Annotated in this window: 19 protein-coding genes; 9 read left to right on the top strand and 10 right to left on the bottom strand. The window is 65.4% G+C overall.

The window, feature by feature from the left end; genetic code table 11:
* Positions 1 to 221: 221 nt before the first annotated feature.
* A complete protein-coding gene (locus NX775_RS05755; RefSeq protein ID WP_258835135.1) occupies positions 222 to 3,428 on the top strand; it encodes an ATP-binding protein in 3,207 nt (1,068 codons plus the stop codon).
* A gap of 60 nt (positions 3,429 to 3,488) precedes the next feature.
* Here the strand turns inward: NX775_RS05755 and NX775_RS05750 are convergent, their stop codons facing one another.
* From NX775_RS05750 to NX775_RS05725, 6 genes are all read right to left on the bottom strand, one after another.
* The gene (locus NX775_RS05750) at positions 3,489 to 5,597 is read right to left on the bottom strand and encodes a hybrid sensor histidine kinase/response regulator (protein WP_258835134.1); all 2,109 of its coding nucleotides are present in this window, start codon (positions 5,595 to 5,597) and stop codon (positions 3,489 to 3,491) included.
* Between the two features lie 209 nt (positions 5,598 to 5,806).
* On the bottom strand, positions 5,807 to 6,421 hold the full coding sequence (locus tag NX775_RS05745) for a response regulator (RefSeq protein ID WP_258835133.1): 615 nt from the start codon (positions 6,419 to 6,421) through the stop codon (positions 5,807 to 5,809).
* A gap of 91 nt (positions 6,422 to 6,512) precedes the next feature.
* The gene (locus tag NX775_RS05740) at positions 6,513 to 7,058 is read right to left on the bottom strand and encodes a GNAT family N-acetyltransferase (RefSeq protein ID WP_258835132.1); all 546 of its coding nucleotides are present in this window, start codon (positions 7,056 to 7,058) and stop codon (positions 6,513 to 6,515) included.
* A 51-nt stretch (positions 7,059 to 7,109) separates the two neighbouring features.
* Positions 7,110 to 8,288 carry a sensor histidine kinase gene (locus NX775_RS05735; protein ID WP_258835131.1) on the bottom strand — a complete coding sequence of 393 codons (1,179 nt, stop codon included), beginning with the start codon at positions 8,286 to 8,288 and terminating at the stop codon, positions 7,110 to 7,112.
* 85 nt (positions 8,289 to 8,373) lie between these two features.
* Complete coding sequence (locus NX775_RS05730) at positions 8,374 to 11,205, bottom strand: hybrid sensor histidine kinase/response regulator (protein ID WP_258835130.1); 2,832 nt, start codon at positions 11,203 to 11,205, stop codon at positions 8,374 to 8,376.
* A gap of 78 nt (positions 11,206 to 11,283) precedes the next feature.
* A complete protein-coding gene (locus NX775_RS05725) occupies positions 11,284 to 12,330 on the bottom strand; it encodes a transporter (protein WP_258835129.1) in 1,047 nt (348 codons plus the stop codon).
* A 231-nt stretch (positions 12,331 to 12,561) separates the two neighbouring features.
* Between NX775_RS05725 and NX775_RS05720 the strand changes: the two genes are divergently transcribed.
* On the top strand, positions 12,562 to 12,801 hold the full coding sequence (locus NX775_RS05720) for a hypothetical protein (RefSeq protein WP_258835128.1): 240 nt from the start codon (positions 12,562 to 12,564) through the stop codon (positions 12,799 to 12,801).
* A gap of 41 nt (positions 12,802 to 12,842) precedes the next feature.
* Here NX775_RS05720 and cadR read toward each other — a convergent pair whose 3' ends face one another.
* Entirely contained in the window at positions 12,843 to 13,244 is a 402-nt protein-coding gene (gene cadR / locus NX775_RS05715; RefSeq protein ID WP_258835127.1) for a Cd(II)/Pb(II)-responsive transcriptional regulator, read from the bottom strand.
* 73 nt (positions 13,245 to 13,317) lie between these two features.
* Between cadR and NX775_RS05710 the strand changes: the two genes are divergently transcribed.
* Complete coding sequence (locus NX775_RS05710) at positions 13,318 to 13,965, top strand: cation efflux transmembrane domain-containing protein (RefSeq protein ID WP_258835126.1); 648 nt, start codon at positions 13,318 to 13,320, stop codon at positions 13,963 to 13,965.
* Here NX775_RS05710 and NX775_RS05705 read toward each other — a convergent pair.
* The 3 genes from NX775_RS05705 to NX775_RS05695 all read right to left on the bottom strand — a co-directional run bounded on the left by NX775_RS05705 (position 13,962) and on the right by NX775_RS05695 (position 16,212).
* Entirely contained in the window at positions 13,962 to 14,525 is a 564-nt protein-coding gene (locus NX775_RS05705) for a D-glycero-alpha-D-manno-heptose-1,7-bisphosphate 7-phosphatase (protein ID WP_258835125.1), read from the bottom strand. The genes NX775_RS05710 and NX775_RS05705 overlap by 4 nt on opposite strands.
* Positions 14,526 to 14,553: 28 nt before the next feature.
* The gene (locus NX775_RS05700; RefSeq protein ID WP_258835124.1) at positions 14,554 to 15,309 is read right to left on the bottom strand and encodes a glycosyltransferase family protein; all 756 of its coding nucleotides are present in this window, start codon (positions 15,307 to 15,309) and stop codon (positions 14,554 to 14,556) included.
* 78 nt (positions 15,310 to 15,387) lie between these two features.
* Positions 15,388 to 16,212, bottom strand: coding sequence for a hypothetical protein (locus tag NX775_RS05695; RefSeq protein WP_258835123.1), 825 nt, complete (start codon positions 16,210 to 16,212; stop codon positions 15,388 to 15,390).
* A gap of 337 nt (positions 16,213 to 16,549) precedes the next feature.
* Here NX775_RS05695 and NX775_RS05690 point away from each other — a divergent pair, with 337 nt between their 5' ends.
* The 6 genes from NX775_RS05690 (at position 16,550) to glf (ending at position 21,745) form a co-directional block, all read left to right on the top strand.
* On the top strand, positions 16,550 to 16,864 hold the full coding sequence (locus tag NX775_RS05690) for a KGG domain-containing protein (RefSeq protein WP_258835122.1): 315 nt from the start codon (positions 16,550 to 16,552) through the stop codon (positions 16,862 to 16,864).
* A gap of 152 nt (positions 16,865 to 17,016) precedes the next feature.
* Positions 17,017 to 17,421, top strand: a complete 405-nt coding sequence (locus tag NX775_RS05685; RefSeq protein ID WP_258835121.1) for a hypothetical protein — start codon at positions 17,017 to 17,019, stop codon at positions 17,419 to 17,421.
* Positions 17,422 to 17,511: 90 nt separating this feature from the next.
* Positions 17,512 to 18,633: a M14 family metallopeptidase gene (locus NX775_RS05680; RefSeq protein ID WP_258835120.1), complete on the top strand. Its 1,122-nt coding sequence runs from the start codon at positions 17,512 to 17,514 to the stop codon at positions 18,631 to 18,633.
* Between the two features lie 4 nt (positions 18,634 to 18,637).
* Complete coding sequence (locus NX775_RS05675) at positions 18,638 to 19,117, top strand: CYTH domain-containing protein (RefSeq protein WP_258835119.1); 480 nt, start codon at positions 18,638 to 18,640, stop codon at positions 19,115 to 19,117.
* On the top strand, positions 19,114 to 20,271 hold the full coding sequence (locus tag NX775_RS05670) for a serine hydrolase domain-containing protein (protein ID WP_258835118.1): 1,158 nt from the start codon (positions 19,114 to 19,116) through the stop codon (positions 20,269 to 20,271). Before NX775_RS05675 ends, NX775_RS05670 begins: the two co-directional genes overlap by 4 nt.
* Before the next feature lie 319 nt (positions 20,272 to 20,590).
* Positions 20,591 to 21,745, top strand: a complete 1,155-nt coding sequence (glf, locus tag NX775_RS05665) for a UDP-galactopyranose mutase (protein ID WP_183555481.1) — start codon at positions 20,591 to 20,593, stop codon at positions 21,743 to 21,745.
* Positions 21,746 to 21,844 lie beyond the last annotated feature (99 nt).

Below are 21,844 nucleotides of genomic sequence, written 5' to 3'. Positions count from 1 at the left end.
CCAAAAAACGAAAAACTCAAATAAAACGAATAAATCGATTTATTTTTGATTCAGTGTTGTGATTTGTCACGATGTGTATCGCTGGTTGCCTTCTGTGATGCAACATGGAGGAATGCATCGGGACAGTGGCGCTTTCGCTGCAATCCATGGACGCATCCGTCGTATTTTTGCCAGCCAGGTGTAGCATGAGAAAAATGATCCGCCTACCCACCGGAACCACCATGCGGCGTCGATATATCGAGTTCGCCATGCTGGCAACAGCGCTGGTCTTCATCGGCGCCAGTCTCGCTTATCTGCAGCTGACCGAGGTCGGGCGCCTCGAGAGCAGCGAGCGGGCCCGGTTGCTGTCGCTGACCACGCTGTTGGCCAGCAATATCCAGACCGATCTCGTGGCCACCAATGTGGCGCTCGAGGGCGTGGTGCGCGATTACCTGAGCGCTCCGGATGGCGTCGTTGCCGAGGCAGAATTGGCGGGGCGTCTGTCGGCGCTGGTCGGCGCGATGCCCGGCCTGCGCACGGTGATGGTGTTCGACCGCGACGGGCGAGTGCGTGCTGCGAGCCAACACGACTTGTACGGGCGCGATTTTTCCAGGCGCGACTATGTGACTGCAGTGCGCCGTGCGCCCAGCAGCCGCACCCTGTACGTGGCCGAGCCGTTCCGTTCGATCCGCGGCGACCAGGTGGTGACGGTTGCGCGCATGGTGCCGGACGCAGCCGGCCGTTTCGCGGGAATGGTGCTCGCCACCCTCGATCCCGAATATTTCACCGGCCAGTTCCGCACAGCGATGTATGCGCCCGACGTCTGGGCACTGGTTATCCACGGTGGCGGAAGGCAATTGCTGAACTATCCGCCGAAAGGAAAGATCGACGGCACCAACCTGGCGCGCGCGGGCACGTTCTACCAGCGCCACCGCAGCAGCGGCCGGGTGGCCGGGGTACTCGAAGGCCGGGTCTACACCACCGGCGAAGAGCGGGTCATGGCCATGGCCACGATTGCGCCAGCGGCGCTGGCGATGGACTATCCGCTCGTGATTGGCCTGAGCCGCGACGTGAGCGCGGTTGCTGCACCACTGCGGCGTCAGGGATTGACGCTGGCGGTGCTGTTCATCGTGCTGGCAACCGGCGCCTGCGGGGCGCTGGCGGTGGTGCAGCGCAAGCGCGCGCAGTGGGCGTGCCAGGATGCGGAGCAGGCCCGTGCACGCGCCGCCATGCAGGGCGTGTATGACAGCGAAGCGCGGTTTCGCACGCTGATCGAGGACGCGCCGCTGGCCGTTGCCATCCTGCGGCACGGCCGCTTCATCTATTCCAACCCGCGCTACCGGGCCTTGCATGGCTACGCGGCGGCGGACGACCTGACCGGCTTGCGCTGGCGCGCCATGATCGCTGCGTCATCGTTGGCCGGGCTCGCGCAGCAGGAGGCCCTGATCGAGGCCGATACCCCGGCCGAGCAGCATTTCGAGGCGATCGGCCTGGGCAAGTGGGGCACTTCCGTGCCGGTCTACAAGGCCACCGCCCAGGTCCGGCTGGCGGACGGGCCGGCGACTCTGGTCTTCGCGCAGGATATCTCGGCGCAAAAGAGCGCCGAGGCCGAGATGCTCCTGGCCCGCGATGCGGCCGAGGCGGCCAGCCGCAGCAAGGCCGAGTTTCTGGCCAATATGAGCCACGAGATCCGCTCGCCGCTCAACGCCGTGCTGGGTTTCGCCTATCTGCTCGAGCAGCGCGCGATCGACGCCGACGCCCGCAGCATGGTGCGCAATATCCGCGTGTCCGGCCAATCGCTGCTGGCGATCGTCAATGACATCCTCGACGTGTCGAAGATCGAGGCCGGACACATGCTCATCGAGGCCGCGCCGTTCTGCCTGGGCGAGTTACTGGAGAAGGTCGCCACCAGCATGCGCATCGGCGCCGCTGGCAAGGACCTGCAACTGGTCGTCGACACGCCGCCGGCCGGCGTCGGCATCCTGCTGGGGGATGCGTTGCGGCTGGAGCAGGTGCTGCTCAATCTCACCGGCAATGCGGTCAAGTTCACACCAAACGGCCAGGTCGCGCTGCGCTGCACGCTGGAGCGGCGCGACGGCGACGCCCTGGTGCTCCGGTTCAGCGTGCACGACACCGGCATCGGCATCGACCCGGCCGCCCAGGAGGCGATCTTCTCGCCATTCACCCAGGCCGACAGTTCCACCACGCGGCGCTTCGGTGGCACGGGTCTGGGGCTGACCATCTGCCGCCAGCTGGTCGCGCTGATGGGCGGCGCGCTGGTCGTGGACAGCGCGCCCGGACGCGGCAGCGTGTTCAGCTTCAGCCTGCCGCTGCAGGCGTCCACCGAAGCGGGCGCCACCGCCGTCTGCGCGGCCGCCGCGCCCTCGGCCCAAGCGCTGCGCGATGTGTGCGTGCTGGTTGTCGACGACAGCGACATCAACCGCGAGGTGGTGCAGCGTATCTTGCGCGACCAGGGCGCCGAGACCGTCTGTGTCGGCGACGGCCGGCAGGCGCTGGACTGGCTGCTGGCGCATCTTGAGCAGGCCGACGTCGTGTTGATGGACGTGCAGATGCCGGTCATGGACGGCATCGAGGCGACCCGGCAGCTGCGCCGCATGCCGCAGTTCGACGGCCTGCCGGTCATTGCGCTGACTGCCGGGGCGTTCAAGGAACAGCAGGAGGCGGCGCTGGAGGCCGGCATGTGCCATGTGCTGAGCAAGCCATTCGATGTGCCGGCAATGCTCGCGCTGATTGCACGCTTGTGCGGGAGCGGAAGCGGGAGCGGCAGTGGCAGTGACAGCGGGGGCGGCAGCGCGGGCACCCTGGCCGTCCCGGCGCCGGCACAGGTCGATGAAGACGCGCTCGACGTGGCTGCCGGACTCGCCCTGTGGCTGGACGGCGCGGCTTATCGCCAGTATCTGGCCCAGTTCCTTGACCTGCATGCCGATAGCGCGGCGCTGATCGGCGCCAGTCTGGCTGCCGGTCAGCCCGGCGAAGCGGCCGCACTGGCGCACAAACTGGCCGGCGTGGCCGCCAGCCTGGCCCTGCCTGCCACACGCGTTGCCGCGCACGAGGCCGAGCGGATGCTGTACGCCGCCATGCGCGAGCCGGGCGCCGACGGCGTCGCGGTCGACCTGGGGCCATTGACGCAGGTGCTGGCACAGGCGCGGCGCGCGATCGAGCAGTACCTTGGGCCGGCGCCTGCGCTGGCGCCGGCAGCCTTGCCCGTGGCAGCGTCGCCGGCGGTGCTGCAAGCGCACCTGACGAGTCTGCTCGAAGCGCTCGACGCCGGGGCGCTGGAACAGGCCGAAGCATGCCTTGCCGCACTGGCGCCGCTGCTGCCGGCGGTGACACTCGATCGGGTGTGGAACCCGCTGCGGCGCTTCGATTTCCGCGCCGCCGAGGCCGCCGTGCGCCTGTTGACGGCGGCCGTGCCGGCAACCTCCTAATCACCGGGCCGCTGGCCGTCGACAAGCCGGGCAGGGCGGGCAGCGTCTGGCCGCGCCCCGTCAGCGGACCGGCTGTGTCCAGCGCCGCACGAGGTCGCCAAGCTGCTCCGCCGTGAACGGCTTGCTCAGGTAATCGTCCATGCCGGCTGCCAGGCAGCGTTCACGGTCGCCGTCGATGGCACTGGCAGTGAGCGCCACCACGGCCATGCGCGGGGCGCCGGTGGCTTGTTCACGCTGGCGCAGCTGGCGGCAGGCTTCGTAGCCGTCGAGTACCGGCATCATGCAGTCCATCAGCACCAAATCATAAGTGCTGGTCTCCAGCGCTGCCAGCGCGACCGCACCATTCACCGCTTCGTCGACCCGGCAACCAAGTTTTTCAAGCAGGATGCGCAGCAGTTCGCGGTTGATCTCGGTGTCCTCGACGACGAGCACGCGCGGCGTTCCCACGGTCACCCGCAGACCCGATGCGCCGACGGTGTCGGGCGCCGGCGCCGGCGCCAGGCTGCACGGGACGACCAGACGAAAACAGGCGCCGGCCCCGGTGCGCGGGACCAGGTCGATACTGCCACCCATCAGGTCGGCCAGGCGGCGGCAGATAGCCAGTCCCAGGCCGGTGCCGCCGTACACGCGGCTGATGGTGTTGTCGGCCTGGCTGAATGGCTGGAACAGGCGTGCCTGCGCAGCCGGATCGATGCCGATGCCGTGATCGCTCACCTGGTACAGCAGCAGCCACCCGCCGCGCGTATCTGGATCTCGCCGCGCCACCACGGTCAGTTCGACCGGGCCGCCGCCAACCGGGGTGAACTTGATTGCGTTGCTGAGCAAATTGCCCAGCACCTGGCCGATGCGGTCGGGGTCGGCCATGACGGCCGGTGGCAGCACGCCCGAACGCAGCACGATCGCCAGGCGCTTGCGTTCTGCGCTCATGCGGTACGAGTCGACCCGCTGCGCGGCATGGCGCATTGGATCGAACGCCTGCGGCAGCAGTTCCAGGTTGCCGGACTCGACCTTCGAGAAGTCGAGGATATCGTTGATGGTGCGCAGCAGTTCGAGCACGCTCTGGTGGACGGTGCGTGCATACGTGTCCAGCGGCGCCGGCAGCCCGGCGCCGAACAGCAGTTCGGACATGCCGACGATCCCGTTCATCGGGGTGCGGATCTCGTGGCTCATCATCGCCAGGAAACGCGACTTTGCCTGGTTGGCCGCATCGGCCTGGGCCTTGAGCGCAAGCGCCTCGACCGCATCCCGTTCGCGCTGGCGGACGATGCGCAGCACCGTGGCAAAGGCCAGCGCCACGCCCAGCATGCCGGTCATCGCAATGGCGCCCAGTGGACGCAGATTGCGCCACCAGTCGCCGGTCAGCAGCGCCTGGGGCACGGATGCTTCGATGACCAGCGGGTAATTGCGTACGGGGCGCTGCGCCACCATGCGTGCCTCGGCATTCGTGGCAGCGTCGGCCGGCGGCAGTCCCATCAAGGCGTCACGCTGCGGCCAGGAGGCCAGCAGAACCTTCTCGCTCGACAACAGCGAGATCGCCGCCTGCTGGTTCGGGCTGACGGAGCGAAAGAAGTCGGTGAACGAGGCGCACGAGATGCCCACCACCGCCACGCCCGCGAAGCGGCCATCGGGCGTTTCGCGACGGCGGCTCAGGTAAAACGTCCAGGCCCCGTTGATCTTGTTGCGTACCGGACGGCTGACGTAGGGGGCGGGGTCGCGGTGCGCGCGGTGATAGACGAAATAATCGCGCTCGGCCAAGTTGATGGCGGGCGTTGGCCAGACGCGTGTGGAACTGAGCAGCGCGCCGTCGGCGCCGATGATGCTGGCCACGGCCACCTGGGGCAGGCCGCTGATCTTGTCGCTCATGGTGCGATGGAGCGCCTCGCTCCCCAGCGCCGGATCGCCGTCGTCGGCCGGCAGCGCAGCGAGGATGCTGTCGAGCGCCAGGCTGGACGAGGCCATCGATTGCGCCGTGCTTTCGGCCAGCGCCAGCGTCAGGTTGTCGAGATCGCTGGCCCAGTCGTCGATCTCGCGAAAGTGCAATACCCAGGCTGAACCGGCCAGCGCGAGTGTGAGCAGCAGCACCAGGCCCGCGCAGATCATGGCGCTGACGGTGCGCGTGTCCAGACGCTGCAGACGCTGCAGGTGCTGCCACCGTGGCACGTCGTTCATCAATGTATCCGCGCTCACCCGCACCCTCCGTTGGAATTGGTCGGTAGCCTGCGAGGGGATCGGCGTATGGCATGGGGACGGCGGATGACGCACTCGAGCCGGCTCGTCTGGCAGGCAATGAGTCTACATCAAAACCTTTAAATTCGTTAATTTAATTTATTTGAAATTAAAGTATTGAATATGGTGATTGCTGGCGCGGCAGGGGAGCGCTACATTGGCCCGGGCTTGCGGGCGCGCTGCGCGACGCTCGCCCGCAGGTAGCCGCGCAGCTCGTCATAATTGATCGGTTTGGGGAAGAACACGACACCCTCCGGGACGCCGCCGCGGGCGGCGAGCTCGTCGGCAGGCAGCCCCGACAGAATGGCAATGCTGACGTCCGCCAGTTCCGGGTCGGTCATGACGGTGCGCACCACTTCGAAGCCGTCGATGCCTTCCATGACGATATCGGCCAGCAGGATGTCAGGCGGGCGGCGGGCGATCTGCAGGAGCGCCTGGTAGCCGTTTTCGCAAAAGATAAAGTCCGCTGGCAAGTCCCACGCAGCAAACTGGCGCTGGTACAGGGCGCGCTGGATGGCGTTATCCTCGATCACGAGGATAGTCGCGCGTCCGCCGGCGTCACGCCCCATGCTGCCCGCCAGCTTGTGCTTGTAGTCCAGTACAGCCTTGATCGGAATCCGGCGGTGCCCGCCTTGGGTCTTCCAGGCATCCAGCACGCCTGTTTCCACCAGCTGCTGCACCAGCGACACCGAGACGCCGAGCATCTGCGCCGCCACCTGCGTGGTGCATACCTCGTCGGACGTTACTGCACTTTGCTTGGTTACCACCTGAACCGCTCCCGCACTATCCGTCGCCTCAATGAGAATTCATTGAATTCGTTTTAATTGCTCGTATTGTATCGTACCGGCGCACGACGGATCAGCGCTCAATCGCGCTGGCAGGCCCGCAGTGCTTGTAGAAGAAGGTGGTTGCACACAGCGGGCCGTCGGGCAAACAGGCGAAATCAGGGACGCTACCGACGCGCTGCCAGCCCGACCGTGCATACAGGCGTTCGGCCGTGCTGTCAGCCGTGTCGAGTACCAGCACGCTGCGCCCTTGCGTACGCGCAGCTTTTTCGACTGCCTCCATCAACCGTCGGCCGATGCCCACGCCGCGTGCCTGGCGCCGCACCAGCAGCTTGGCCACATCAGCACGATGTTGCTGGTTGTCCGGCATGGCGGTGATCAGCTGGACGGTGCCAAGAATGCCAGCCCTGTCCTGCGCCACGATCAGCGTACGCTCGCCGCGCTCCACGCCGCCTGCTATGTCATGCCAGTAGTCCAGCGCTGTCGTGCGAGACAGCGGCAGCATGAAGCTGACCGATGCGCCGCCTTCGACGCAATCGATCAGGACATCGGCCAGTTGCCCGCTGCAGGCGCGGACGTCGGCATGCGAAAGGGTGCGCAGCGTGATGTCATGAGGCATGCGGGTTCTCCTGGAGATGGTTGTGACGTGCCGGCCAGGCCCGGCAATGATTCAGTCGATCGTCGCTGCTCCCGGCGCCTGTCCGGCAACCAGTGTACGTGACCCGGCATGGGGTCGTCCATCAATCGGGATATTGATGAAGAACGTCGTCCCACGGTCATTGCTACTGTCCAGGCCGATACTGCCGCCATGGCTTTCGGCCACGGCGCGCACATAGGGCAGGCCGATGCCCCAGCCTTGCGGATCGCCGCGCTGGGCCAGCTCGGCACGGCGGTACATCTGGAAAATGCATTCCTGCTCGTGTGGCGGAATCGGCGGACCGTCGTTGTGTACCGACACCAGCAGGCGTTCGTGGAGCTGGTCGACCTTGATGCTGATCGGCGTGTCAGGCGCCCCGTATTTCACGGCATTGGACACCAGATTCTCGATCGCCCGCCTGAACACCTGGCGATCCCACCAGCCATCGACAGGATGCGCGTGCAGCTCGAAACGCGACCCGTGCGCGGTCCGTGCGTCGGCCAGCACCTCGGCCACGAGTTCGTCCATCGGAAAGGTCGTGATGGTCAGCGGAATGGTCTCGCCACTGTGAAACGCCATCGTATCGAGCAATTCGTCGACCATGCTGCTCATGCGCCGGGTATTGGCCAGCGCCTTGCCGGCCACCTTCTTGATCTGGTCAAGGTCGTTGCTGCGCAGGATGAGTTCGAGCGCAGTGACCGTGGCGCCCAGCGGGCCGCGCATATCGTGTGTCAGCGCTGCAGCGAAGCGTTCCCGGAAGCCGCTGTGCACCAGCGAGAACGCTTCCACGGCTTCCTGGATGCCGGAATCGATCGATGAATGGATCGTGTGGACTTCGCGGTGATCGAGCATGACCTGTTCGCGGTGGACCACATCGAAGATCGCCCAGCGGAAGATCTGGTACTCCTCGATCAGCGCCGTGTGATCGTACGACGTGATGCGCGCGCGCTCGCCGCCATGCTCGGCCGCGACCGTGGTGCCGTCGACGGCGGAGGTGCGCGGGTAGTCGGGGCTGATGCTCTGGACGATGTTGTCGTAGAACAGCGGCAGCGTATCGATCAGGATCGGATGCTGCACATTGCGCGCCTGAGCGACGCGTTCGCGCACGCGTGCTTCCCATGTCGCGAAAACGGCCCCGCGCAGGCCCAGCATCCGCTGTGCATTGGCCGACAGGTGGTCGGAACCGGCTTGCTGGTCGGTGGCGAAACTCACTGGATGCTGTCCCTTCGATGGTGGCGTGTGTCTTGACGTCCGGCCATCTTACGCCGGGGCACGGACACATGCCGTACGATTGTGGTCAAGCCGGCATGGCTCCCGGGTCCGGCGCCAGTGTGTCGAGCAGCGCCAGCAGGTAGGGAATGTCGACCGGCTTGACCAGATGCCGCGAAAACCCGGCAGCCTGCGACGCAGCCAGGTCCTGCGGTTGCCCATAGCCGCTGAGTGCCACCAAGACTGCGTCTGCCAGGCGCGGCGCGGCCCGCAGCCGGCGCGCAAGCTGGTAGCCGTCCATGTCGGGCAGGCCGATATCGAGCAGGCAGACATCGAATGCCGCAGATTCGGCCCGCCGCAGAGCGCCCTGCGGCGACTCCTCGACCTGCACCGTGTGGCCCACGGCCGCGAGCACCATGCCCAGCGACTCGGCAGCGTCGCGGTTGTCGTCGACAATCATGACGCGCAGCGCCGTGTGCGAAGCCAGCGCGCGGTCTTCGCGCGTGGCGGCGGCGGGGCCGGCCCCGCCCGGGCCGAGCGGCAAGGTGACGGCAAAGCAGCTGCCCTGGCCGGGGCCGTCGCTGTGCGCCTCGACCCTGCCGCCGTGCAGCGTCACCATGCTGCGCACCAGGGCCAGCCCCAGGCCCAGTCCGCCCTGCGCCCGGTCGGGCGTGCGCCGGGCCTGCGTGAACAGCTCGAAGATGTCGGGCAGCAGGCTGGCGTCGATGCCGATCCCGTTGTCCCTGACCGACAGGGTCACGCAATCGGTAGCAGCGTCGGCTTGGGCAAACACGGTGATCTCGCCGCCATCCGGCGTGTACTTGGCCGCGTTGCCCAATAGGTTGGTCATGACCTGCACCAGCCGCTTGCGGTCGCCCGTGACGGTGACGTTTGCCGCGCCCAGGCGCGTGGCGAGCGTGTGGCCCTTTTTTTCGATGAGCGGGCGCGCCTGTTCGATGGCGCTGTGGATGACAGTCTTGAGATCGACCGGCAGGCGCTCGAGTTCGACCAGGCCGCGCGTGACGCGCGAGACGTCGAGCAGATCGTCCACCAGTTCAACCATGTGCCGCACCTGGCGGCCGATCACGTCGGCCGCATGCGCCGTGCGTTTCGGATCGACACCCGAGAGCTTGAGCATCTGGGCGGCGGTGCTGATCGGCGCGAGCGGATTGCGCAGCTCATGCGCAAGCATCGCCAGGAACTCATCCTTGCGTGCATTGGCCGCCTTGAGCTCTTCAGCGGCCAGCCGGTGGTCGTGCATGTCGGTGACCGTGCCCATCCAGCGGATGATGGCGCCGGCCTCGTCGCGCACCGGCAACGCGCGGTTGAGCACCCACCGGTAGTCGCCGTTGTGGTGGCGCAGCCGGTGCTCGATCTCGAACAGCGCGCCGCTGGCCAGGCTGGCCATCCACTGCGCCCGCAGCGCCGACAAGTCGTCGGGATGGATGGCGCGGGTCCAGCCGCTGCCGGCCAGCGCCTGGCTCGACATCCCCGTGAATTCGCACCAGCGCCCGTTTGCGTAATCATTGGTGCCATCGGGCAGGCCCGACCACACCATCTGCGGCATCGCTTCGGTCATCGTGCGGAACTTGTTTTCGCTCTCGCGCAGCGCGCGCTGGACCTGCACCTGCGCCGTCATGTCCATCGACACGGCCACGGCGCCGGTGATATTGCCGGCATCGTCGAGAATTGGTGCGGCCCGGGTGAGCAGGGTATGCCGCTCATGCGGCCGGCCGAACGGTTCGATCTCGACAAAGTCGGCATCGACCTGCTCGCCGCGCAGCGCGCGCACCAGCGACCAGTCGCGGGCCTGGACCTGCTGGCCATGGCGCTGCGAACCGTCGGCCCACCAGCCGCGCCAGTCGGCGTAACCTTCGGGGCTGGTGGTCATCGGGTGCTCGCCCCACAGCACGTGCATCATCGGGTTGGCCGACGAGAGCGCGCCCCGGGCGTCGGCGTAGACAATCCCCACGGGTGCGGAGCTGAGCAGCGCATCGAGGCGCCGCCGGTCGGCCTCGGCCTGGGCGAGGGCGGTGCGCGCGGCCGCTTCGCTTGCCTGCAGGGCGCGCTCGGCGTTCTTCTGGTTGCTGATGTCGGTAAACAGCAGCGCCACACGGCGCCGGGTCGGGTGCGCAATGCGGCTGGCGTAGACGGTGAACCAGCGCCCCATCGCTTCGGAGCCCTGCTCGAAGCGGCGTGGCACGCCGCTGCGGGCGATGTCGTCGTAGATGTCGATCCAGCTTTGTTCGATGCCGGGCACCAGCTCGCGCGCGGTCTGGCCGACACTGTCGACCAGACCCGTGTGGCGGGCAAACGCGGGGTTGGCTTCGACGAACAGATAATCAACTGCCTTGCCGTTGGCATCGTCGATCATCTCGATCATGCCGAAGCCTTCGTCCATCGTGTCGAACAGCACGTGGTGGGTTTGCTCGAGGCGCTGGCGCAGCAAATGGTTGTGCGTGACGTCATTGACGATGACAAGCACGCCGCGCACGCCGTCCTCGTCCTCGATCGGGCTGCAGCCATAGGTCCACCAGAGGTCTTCGCGCCGGCCATGGCGGGTGAGGGGAATCAGCCGGTCGTCGTGCCAGGCGCCGCGCCCGCCAGACATGATGTGCTCGATCTCGGCGCCGATCAGGTCCCAGGCTTCGGCCCAGCAGACCCGGCCAGGCTGGCCCAGCGCGGACGGATGGCGTTCATGACCGAGGGTCTGGCGGTAGCTGTCGTTGTAGAGCTGGATCAGCTCGTCGCCCCACCAGATGAGCATCGGGTGATTGCTGGACAACATGAGCCGGACGATGGTCCTGAGCGCCATGGGCCAGGTGTCGGGCGGCCCCAGCGGGGTGGCTTGCCAGTCGTAGGCGCGCATGAGGGCGCCCATCTCGCCGCCGCCGACCAGGAAGCTGAAAGGTGAATTCAAGGGGTTCGATGGTGGCATGTACGAACAGACACGATACGGGCTGGCTGTACCATGCGCAAGACCAATGGCGCGCGGCAATCATGTGTTGCGTTGCAGGCGCAGCAGCAACCAGGCCGCCACCGTGGTGAAGGTCGCGATCAGACCGCACACGATCCAGAACCCATGACCGTTTTCGGCCAGCGGCACGCCGCCCACGTTCATGCCGAGCAGGCCCGCGATCAGATTGATCGGCAGCGCCATCACCGTGACGATCGTGAGCAGGTACAGGCTGCGCGCGTTGTCTTCGTTGACGCGCGCGGCAATTTCTTCCTGCAGCAGCTTGATGCGTTCCTGCAGCGCGGCCAGGTCGCTCAGCACCACGGTGAATTCTTCGGTGGCCTGACGCAGGTCTTGCCGATCGTCGCCATCGACCCAGACCGGCGGGCGCTGCAGCAGCCGGAACAGCGCGGCCGGTTCCGGCGCCAGCAGGCGCTGCAGCCGCACCAGCACGCGCCGCAAGGCGCCCAGGTCTTCGCGCTGACGTGTCAGGCGTCCGGCCAGCAGGCGGTCTTCGATGGTGTCGACGCGTGCCACTGCATCGCGCACGATGTTCACCAGCACGTCGGCCTGGTCGCGCAGCAGGTGCACGAGCAGCTCGCTCGACGAGCGCAGCGGCGCGCCCTGCAAGACGTCCTGGCGCAGACGCTCGATCGACGCCAGCGGCTTGCGGCGGGCGCTGATGACAGCATGCGGCGTGACGTGGGCCCACAGGGTCGAGATCTCGGCACTGTCGAGCGAAAAGCCATGCAGCACATCGTTGACGACGGCGATCAGCGCGTTATCGGCGATCTCGATACGGGTCGAGCGCGAACCCTGGTGCAGCGTGGCATAGAACTCGTCGGCCAGGCCGGCGTGCTGGCGCAACCAGCGCTCGCTGGCCGTGTTCGACAGGTTGAAGTGCAGCCAGATGAACTGGCCCGGCTGCGGCGCGGCCATCCAGCGCAGGGCGTCGGCTGCGCCGATGGGCACAGCGGTAGGCACGGCGCCAGGCGCGGCGGTTGCGCCCGGGTCGATCAGGAATCCCCACACCAGGCCCGAATTGTCGGAGCCGTAATTGAAGCCAGATGCCGCGCCGGATACTGCCATCTGCTGTCCAGGTTGAATCAACGATGGGCAATTGTAGAGCCATCGGCGTGCGCCCGGTGGAACATCCGGCGCCATGCGGGCGTGGTGCTGCGATGTCATCAAGCTGAAATACAGGGCCGCTAAGATCGGCGCTGTGTCTCTCTCTCGCGTGATCCCGAAGGATTTTGCGTTGTTCCGTCGGCGTTGATGTCGACGGAGTTTTTTGTGCTGGTGCCCAACGAAAGAAATCAGATGCAAGCTTCACAGATCAATCGCCGCTACGCAGGCCTGCCGTACATGCAGTCGAACCCGTACGCGGACGCCACTCACATCGTGCGCCAGGGCATGCAGATCCAGGCCAGCCTGGGCACCCTCAGTGCCGTCGAATTTCTCAAGCAGCATGGCGTGCATGGCGCGGTGATCCACCGCGTGCTGATGGGCGAGCACGTGCGCATGGACGACCAGCTCGTGATCGAGAATCCACGCATGTGATTGACGATGGACGATGGACGGTGGCGACCGCCGGCGCCCTCTCAGGCGGGGTCGGTCAGCTCGCGCAGGATCGCGCACTGGCCGGCGGTCTGCACCGAGTCGCAGCGCGCGCGCACGGTCGACAGGGCGGTGCGCAGCTGCTGCAATTCGGTGATCTGGCGATCGATTTCGGACAACTGATGGTCGACCAGCGCATTGACGCCGCTGCATGAGCGCTCCGGCTGGTCCTGGTAACCCAGCAGCGTGGCGATTTCCGCCAGAGACATGCCCAGCGCCCGGCAACGGCGGATGAAATGCAGCCGCTCGGCGTGGCCCGCATCGTAGACCCGGTAGTTCGCCTGCGAACGCACCGGCGGCGGCAACAGACCCTTCAGTTCATAGAACCGCACCGTTTCGGACTGACACCCCGTCAGTTTCGCCAGTTCACCAATTCGCATCTTCATCCACCTTGACGTTTGCATTGACCTTGTAGTTACTACAGGGATTCTAATGCATCCATCGTCTTTGGAGGTGCGTATGTCGTCATGCTGTTCAGGATCGTGCAGTTCTGCTGCCCCGCCGCCCGACGGGCGCTACCGCAAGGTGCTGTGGGCGGCGCTTGTCATCAACTTCGCCATGTTCGGCGTCGAGATCGTCAGCAGCCTGGCGGCCGGCTCGGTGTCGCTGCTGGCGGACTCGGTCGATTTTCTGGGCGACGCCGCCAACTACGGCGTCTCGCTGTTCGTGCTGGGCCTGGCGGTCGTCTGGCGCTCGCGCGCGGCGTACGCCAAGGGTCTCGTGATGGGCGCATTTGGCCTTTTGGTACTGGGCCGGGCATTGTGGCTTGGCACGGGTGAGCAGGTGCCGCATGCCCAGACCATGGGCGTGGTCAGCGTGGTGGCGTTCGCGGCCAATGGCGCGGTAGCGGCGCTGCTGTATGCGTTCCGCAACGGCGACGCGAACATGCGCTCGGTCTGGCTGTGCACGCGCAACGACATGATCGGCAACGTGGCTGTCATGCTCGCGGCCCTTGGTGTGTTCGGCACCGGGGCCGGCTGGCCCGACATCGTGGTGGCGTCGATCATGGCGCTGCTGGGGCTGCATGCGGCGCGCGACATCATCCTGCAGGCGCGGGGCGAGTTGCGCCAGCGCTCGGACGCTCGCGCTGGCGTGCCCACCCGCTAGCACGGGTCGCCATGTCCGGCGATCAGCATGGCCGCGTGGTACAGGTCGGGCGCGATGCGCGTGGGCAGCCGGCGCGGGCCCAGGCGCCACTCGGTTTCGTTGCCGTTGTCGATCAGCAGTGTGCGGCAACCGGCGCGGTTGCCGGCTTCGACATCGTGCAGGATGTCGCCGATCATCCATGAAGCGCGCAGGTCGATGTCATGCTCGTGCGCAGCGCGCAGCAGCATGCCCGGTGACGGCTTGCGACAGGTGCAGGCGTGGGCATAGTTGCTGACGGTGCCCAGCGGATGGTGCGGGCAATAGTAAAAACCGTCGAGCGTGAGCTGCTCGCGAAACAGCAGGTCGCGCAAGCGGTCGGACATCGGTGTCATCGCGTCTTCGCCAAAGCAGCCGTGCGCGATGCCGGACTGGTTGGCGACCACGAATAATCGGTAGTCCAGGCCAGACAGCAACCGCAGCGCAGGTCCGGCGCCATTCACCAGGCGATTACGGCGCGGCTCTGCAGCAAAGGGCATGTCGTCGACCAGCGTACCGTCGTTGTCGAGGAAGATGGCTTTCATGCGGGCGCCTTTCACGGTGCGGTAATGGTCATTGGAAGGCCGGCTTGTGTCGCGCCGGCAGGTCGGCAAGGTGCATGCAAGCGGCGTGGGCCGTTGCCTGCGCCAGGCGCGGAAGGCGTTGCAACCGGGCCAGGCACGCCGCCAGCGCCTCTGCATCATGTGGCGGGAGGACGGCGCCGGTGCAGGGGCTGCATATCGCTGTGCAGCCGTTGCCGACGGCACTGCCGGCATCTGCCGCGCGCCACGGCGTGCTGACCAGCACATTGGCCGCCGCATGGCAGTCGCGCAGGACGTTCATCGACGCGGCGGTCAGGAAGCGTACGTGGGGTGTCATGGCCAGCGCGCGCACCAGTTCGTGCAGCCGCGCCAGCTCGGCCTCTGCATCGACATCGACATCGCCATCGCCCACGGCGCCCGCGGCGACGAGCAGCATCGCATCGACACCATGCCGCTGGCGCAGCCGGGCAGCGCCCCGGATCACGGTATCGATGCCGGCGCATGGCGTGAGGCGCCGCGTATCCAGCGTAAGGGCGAGCACAACAAAGCATGTGTCACGGATGGCCAACTGGCGCCGCGCGAGGTCGCGCCCCGTGTCATTGTCAAAGGGATGCAGCGTCATGCGCGCGCCAAAGCGTGGCACGGCGGCAGGCAGGAAGCGTCGTGCATCGCTGACATGGCAGGTCTCCGCAGGTGGTGCGCCACCGCGCAAGGGTGGCGATGGCGAGCGGTTCGACTGCTGTTTGGATGGCCGGTTCCAGCCGGGCAGGGGGGCTTGGAGCTGCATCAAGCGCAATGCAGAACGGGGCACCAATGGCGCCCCGTTAGGTGTTACTGACCTGCTTTCAAAGGATTACGGGCGCGATCACTGGCGCGAAAAGCCCGTGTCGTCATCCATCTTGCGGTCGCCAGCAAGCTTGTTGGCGCCGCCCGGGCTGCGCGGATAGCCGCCTGCCGCATCGTTCGATTCATGCACCGGGTTCGGTTCGGCGTTCATGCTGCCGCCGGTCTGGTAACCCTCGTCCTCGGTGCGCGGGCCGCTGTTGCCGCCGCTGCGCGGCAGGCCGCCAGCCAGATCGTTGGACTGGTGGAACTCATCGGCCGGCACCTCGCGACGGGTCTCGCCCGTTTGCGAGCCCTGGCGGTCGGTGCTTTCCTGAATCTTGCTCGAGCTGGCGTCCTGGGTATCGGCGCGGTTTTCGCCGTTGGCATTGTCCACGCTCTGGCGGTTGCCATAGATATCGCCATGTTGCACGCCAGGCACGCCGGCTTCGGTGCCACGTGCATGACGATCTTCGGTGGCGGTGCCGGAGAGGATGCCGGTGTCCACGCCCGTGCCAATGGTGGTGCCGCCAGCATGTGCCGGCTGGACCGAAGCAGGCGCATTCACGTTATCGGCAGTGCGTGTCTCGCCCTGGCGATTGCCCACGGGCTCGTTCAACTGACCCCACTCACCGGAATGCGCTTCCATCGCGCGCTGGTGGCTGTCGGTCGTGCCCTGCTGTGCGCCGGTGCTGGCAAGCTGGCCTTGCGATGCGCTCGGCAGGTCAGGCTGCGCCATGCCGGTGCCCGATGGCGCGCGCTGTTCGCTGGCACCGTCGCGCGTGTCGCCCTTGGCGTCCGGATTCCATTTTTCGTTGGCGCCGTTGTTGGTCTGGTTATTCACTTCGCTACGCTGGTTCGCATCCATGGTCGTCTCCTGTGCATTGGTGAACTGGCAGGTCGATGCCTGCCGCATGGGCCCATCATGCGCGCATCGAAGGCCACACAGAATAGGAAGACGTAGGGGGTGCGTGTAGGACTCATGCTAACTGTGAAATTTACTACCGAAACTTTAATTTCGTAACTGCACTAATTCTCACGCGTTGTCCTACAAAGTCATCTGGACTACTCCTATAGCGGTTGTCAAATTGCGTGCCTAATATGGGATTTGGGCTCATCGTCGTCGCCACTCTGGTGTCGGTAGGCCTCAGCCTGCCGCAGGACGCGGCGGTTTCCAACCGTGTAAGTATGGGAGCAACCTCATCATGGCCTCAAACAATCAAGGAAACAAGCAATCGGGCGCGGCCGGCAATAGTCAGAGCGCCGGTGGTACGCGCAACCGTGGCTTCGCATCGATGGATCCGGCACGCCAGCGCGAAATCGCCAGCCAGGGTGGCAAGGCCGCCCATGCCAAAGGGACGGCGCACGAATTCACGTCCGAAGAAGCCCGCCGCGCAGGGAGCCTGAGCCATGGCAACCGCCAGTCGGCCAGCGCCAGCGATATGGTGCGTAGCTCTTCCAGAAGCGGCAACCGCCAGAGCGCCGGGAGCGGCAGCCGCAGCGGCGGCGCCAAGGAATAATCGGCAGGTTGCCGGCAGCGCGCCGGCGCAGTCATCGACGGGGAGCCTCATGCTCCCCGTTTTGCTGTCCGGTGGTGCAAACTGCCCAAAAGGCCGGGGGGATGCGGTAGAATCGCAGCGCCTTTTTCAACCTTCCCCCAAGGATCAACGTCGTGAAACCAGCGGTCATTCGTCAAGTCAAGAGCCTGTCCATGTCCTGCGACCGGGTTGGTAACCTGTTGCTGACCAAGTTCTCCACCATCGGTGCGAGCGATGTCGCCGTCCACATTCCGGCCAACGTCGTGTTCTGGCTGCTCAAACACCTGCCGGTCAACAAGGATCCGCAACTCAAGGCGCCCCCGGCCGGCCCGGTGATCGGTGAGGCCGACTGGCAAAACCCGAACACGCCGCGCGTCCAGTACGTCAATTGCAAAGAGCTGCCAGGCATGATCCGCATGACTTTTGCGCTGGAGACCAAGCCGGACCTGACCGTCGTGCTCGATCGCGGCAATGTCGAGCTGATGCGTCAGATCATGGCGATGTACACGAAGGACCTGATCGACCTCGACGCGCAGTAAACAATCATCTGTCCGGGGGTCTTGCCGGGCTGGCGCCCGGCGCTCCGTCACCCAGCGCCGCCTTCCACGGCGGGCCATGAAAGGATCACCATGTCCATCAAGATCAGCACGATGTTCGACGCCGGATCGATCGATGTCGTCAATGCCGAGCATCCGTCCCGGATCGACCTGAACCTGCGCGCCGACTCGCACGCCGACATCCACCAGTGGTTTCATTTTCGCCTGCAGGGCGCGCGTGACCAGGCGGTGACGATGCGCTTCTTGAACGCCGGCCAGGCCACGTACCCGAAGGGGTTCGAGGATTACCAGGCAGTGGCCAGCTATGACCTCGACAACTGGTTCCGCGTGCCGACCACGTTCGATGGCCAGGTGATGACGATCGAGCACACGCCGGAATCGGACAGCATCTACTACGCCTACTTCGAGCCATACAGCTGGGAGCGCCATCTGCGCCTGCTGGGCGAAGTGGCCGAGAACCCGATCGCACGCGTGGTCGACCTTGGCAGCACGGTCGAAGGGCGCGACATGAACCTGGTCGTGATCGGCAATCCGCAGGCCGAGAAAAAGATCTGGGTCATCGCGCGCCAGCACCCGGGCGAATCGATGGCCGAATGGTTCGTCGAAGGCATGATGGATGCGCTGCTCGACAGCGCCAACCCGGTGGCGCGCACGCTGCTGCAGCGCGCCGTGTTCTACATCGTGCCGAACATGAACCCGGACGGCTCGGTGCGCGGCAACCTGCGCACGAATGCCGCCGGCGCCAACCTGAACCGCGAATGGATGAACCCATCGCTCGAGCGCAGCCCCGAAGTCCTGTGCGTGAAGCAGAAGATCGAAGAAGTCGGCATCGACATGTTCTTCGACATCCATGGCGACGAAGCGCTGCCGTACAACTTCGTGGCCGGCTGCGAAATGCTGGCCGATTTCACGGCCGAGCGGGCAATGGAGCAAACCGCCTTCATCGACCGCTACATCGCCTGCAGCCCGGACTTCCAGAAAGAATTCGGCTACGCCGCCAGCAAGTACAACGACGAACTGCTCACGCTCGCGTCGAAGTATGTCGGCCACCACTACAAATGCCTGTCCCTGACGCTGGAAATGCCGTTCAAGGACAACGCCAACCTGCCCGACGCGCACACCGGCTGGAACGGCGCGCGCAGCGCGGGCCTGGGCGCCGCCATGCTGCAGCCGATCCTGCAAGCGCTGGGCTGACGCGATGGGCATCGAGATCGAACGCAAGTTCCTGCTGGCAGGCGACGGCTGGCGCACGCTGGGTACGGCCACGCTGCTGCGCCAGGGTTATCTGTGCGCCGACCCGACGCGCACCGTGCGTGTACGCATCGAAGGCGAGCAGGGCGTCCTGACCATCAAGAGCAAGAGCGAAGGCGCTTCGCGCGGCGAGTGGGAGTATCCGATCCCGCCGGCCGAGGCTGCCGAACTGCTCGAGCGCCTGTGCGAGCGGCCGCTGGTCGAAAAGACCCGGCGCCGCATCGAGCACGCCGGTTTTACCTGGGAAGTCGATGAATTCCTGGGCGAGAACGCGGGCCTGGTCGTGGCCGAAATCGAACTGCCGTCAGAGGACGCCGTGTTCGACAAGCCCGACTGGATCGGTCAGGAAGTCACTGGCGAAAAACGCTATTACAACTCGAGCCTGATCAAGGCGCCATATTCCACCTGGACCGATACCCCGACATGACCCATCGCGCGCGCCGCAGCGTTCTCGCACTCTCCATTGTCACCGCGTTGAGCCTGGCGCTGCCGGCCACGCTGGCGCTTGCAGCCGACGCCGCTTACTTCCCGCCTGCCGGGGAGTGGGCCCGCAAGGATCCCGCCGCGCTCGGCATGGATCCGGTGGCGCTCGCCGCCGCCATCGCGTTCGCACAATCGCGCGAGACCGAGCGGCCGCTCGACCTGTCCGACCAGGAAGCTATTTTCGGCACGCGCCTGGGCTCGATGCCGACCAAACGCGCCGCGACCAATGGCGTGGTGATCTACAAGGGCTATGTCGTGGCCGAGTTCGGCGACACGCGCTTTGTCGATCCGACCTACTCGGTGGCCAAGAGCATGCTGGCCACCGTGGCGGGCGTGGCCGTGCGGGAAGGGCGCCTGCAGGTCGACGAGCCGGTGGCGCAGCGCGTCACCGACGGCGGCTACGCGACGCCGCACAACGCGGTAGTGACGTGGAAACAGCATCTGCAGCAAGAGTCCGAATGGGACGGCGAGCTGTGGGGCAAGCACAGCAACTTCATTGGCAAGGCTGCCTTCGGCAAGGGTGAAAAGAAGCCGCGCGCCATCAGGACGCCGGGCACCTTCTATGAGTACAACGACACCCGCGTGAACCGCCTGGCGCTATCGCTGCTGCGCGTGTTTGGGCAGTCGGTGCCGGACGTGTTCCAGCAGCAGGTCATGGACCCGATCGGCGCCTCGTCGACCTGGAAATGGGTCCCGTACCACAACAGCTACGTCGAACTGAACGGCAAGCAGGTGGCCTCGGTCAGCGGCGGCACGCGCTGGGGTGGCGGCATGTGGATCGACAGCTGGGACATGGCGCGCTTCGGTTACCTGTGGCTGCGCCAGGGCAACTGGGCCGGCAAGCAGATCCTGCCGCCGGCCTACGTCACGGCGGCGCTCACGCCGAGCGCGAATGGCCCGGACTATGGCTACCTGTGGTGGCTCAATACCAAGGGCAAGAATCTGCCGGGCATGCCGGCTACGACGTTTGCCGCGCTGGGTGCGGGCAGCAACGACATCGTCGTTTCGCCCGAGCACGACCTGGTCATCGTCTGGCGCTGGCATGCGGGCAATGCCGCCGAGTTCGCCACGCGCGTGGTGGGGGCGATCCGCAAATAGACGTTCGCCGGCCGCTGGCCAACAGCAAATCAGCATGAAGTTGGTAATGAATCAGCAGTAACCCAGCAGTAACCCAGCAGTAACCCGGCAGTCATGCGGAGGTCCTTCAACCGCATGGCTGCATCCGTCTTTTCGTACAAACACCGTTGTCCAATTGTGCGGGGCAAAAGGGGGTTTGAGTGATATTCTTTTGCCACTAATTACAATCGCGATGCGGCGACGCGTGTACCGGCTGTGATGTGAAGGCGATGATGTCATCTTCCGTTCCAGTCAAGCTCAAGCCTCCCCCCGGCATTGCCAATATCACCAGGACACAGGAATGAAAAAGAACATCGCCATCGTTGGCGCAGGCTTCTCCGGGGCAGTGATCGCCAACCAGCTGGCACAGGCCGGCTATACCGTCGACGTTTTCGAGTCGCGCCCGCACGTGGCCGGCAATTGCTATTCCGAGCGTGATGCCGAGACCGGCGTCATGGTGCACGTCTACGGCCCGCACATTTTCCATACCGACAACGAGCGCGCGTGGGAATTCGTCAACCGCTTCGCCGAATTCAAGCCATACGTCAATCGCGTCAAGGCCATCACCGACGGCAAAGTCTTCACCCTGCCGATCAACCTGTTGACCATCAACCAGTTCTTCAACAAGACGATGGGCCCGGCCGAAGCACAGGAGTTCCTCGCGAACCTGGGCGACAAGACGATCGAAAACCCGACCACCTTCGAAGAGCAGGCACTGCGCTTCGTGGGCCGCGACCTGTACGAAGCGTTCTTCAAGACGTACACGATCAAGCAGTGGGGCCTGGAGCCAAGCGAACTGCCGGCGAGCATCCTCAAGCGCCTGCCAGTGCGTTTCAACTACGACGACAACTACTTCAACCACAAATACCAGGGCATGCCGGCTGAAGGCTACACGCAGCTGGTGCAGAACATCATCGACACGCCGGGCGTGACGGTGCACCTGAACACCACGTTCGATCCGGCCACCAAGGGCGAGTACGAGCACGTGTTCTACAGCGGCCCGATCGATGCGTGGTTCAAGCACACTGAAGGCCGCCTGCCTTACCGCACGCTGGACTTCGAAGTCTTCCGCGCCGACGGCGACTTCCAGGGTAACGCTGTCATCAATTACTGCGACAACGAAAAGAAATACACCCGCATCACCGAGCACAAGCACTTCTCGCCGTGGGAAAAGCACGAAAAGACGATCTGCTACGCCGAGTACAGCCGTCAGTGCGAAGAAAAGGATATCCCGTACTATCCGATCCGCCAGAACCGCGAAAAGGCCATGCTCGAGCTGTACGTGAACAAGGCGCAGAACGAACCGAACGTCACGTTCGTCGGCCGCCTCGGCACCTACCGCTATCTGGACATGGACGTCACGATCGCCGAAGCACTGGCCACGTCCGACAAGTTCCTGGAAAGCGCCCGCACCAACGCGCGCATGCCAGCATTCACCATCGACCCAATGGCGTAATGCGCTAGTGCAGTCGTAAAAAAGGCCGGCCACGATCAACGTGGCCGGCCTTTTTTGCGCTAATGCACAGCGCCGTTTAAACATCCCACCAGCGTGAAA

The organism is Massilia aurea, assembly GCF_024753205.1.
Classification (GTDB): domain Bacteria; phylum Pseudomonadota; class Gammaproteobacteria; order Burkholderiales; family Burkholderiaceae_D; genus Telluria; species Telluria aurea.
The sequence above is the reverse complement of the archived record's forward strand: the minus strand, read 5'-3'. Positions and strand labels throughout refer to the sequence as shown.